Origin of the sequence: Neobacillus drentensis, assembly GCF_036966985.1 — a bacterium.
Lineage (GTDB): Bacteria > Bacillota > Bacilli > Bacillales > Cytobacillaceae > Neobacillus > Neobacillus drentensis_E.
Map to the genome: position 1 here is coordinate 760 of NZ_JBALSN010000788.1, position 429 is coordinate 1188.

A 429-nucleotide genomic window follows, 5' to 3' on the forward strand; every position below is an offset into this window, starting at 1 on the left:
GATGAACGTTTAGACTACTTGCTTGCAGAAGATATGAAAATTATTCAAAGTAAAACGGTGTTCGCCTTTTCATTGGATGCAGTGTTATTAGCAAAATTTGCGTATGTGCCGATTCAAAAAGGGGAGATTATTGATCTTTGTACGGGAAATGGCATTGTTCCATTGCTGCTTTCGACGAGATCTAAAGCCTCTATTACAGGGGTTGAAATTCAAGAACGCCTGTTTGATATGGCAAAGAGAAGTGTGGCGCATAATCAACTGGAGCAGCAGATTGAGTTGATCCATGGTGATTTAAATGATATGCCTAAACGGTACGGAAACCACAAAGTAGACGTGATTACTTGTAATCCGCCATATTTTAAGACTCCTTCTAAGGATGAAATCAATGAAAATGAGTATTTGGCGATCGCACGTCATGAGATTCATTGT

General features: G+C 39.2%; 1 protein-coding gene. It reads left to right on the top strand.

Annotation, left to right across the window (positions count from 1 at the left end):
• Nucleotides 1-429 (top strand): tRNA1(Val) (adenine(37)-N6)-methyltransferase (locus V7659_RS31750; protein ID WP_335543946.1); only part of this gene is annotated, 429 nt, incomplete at both ends.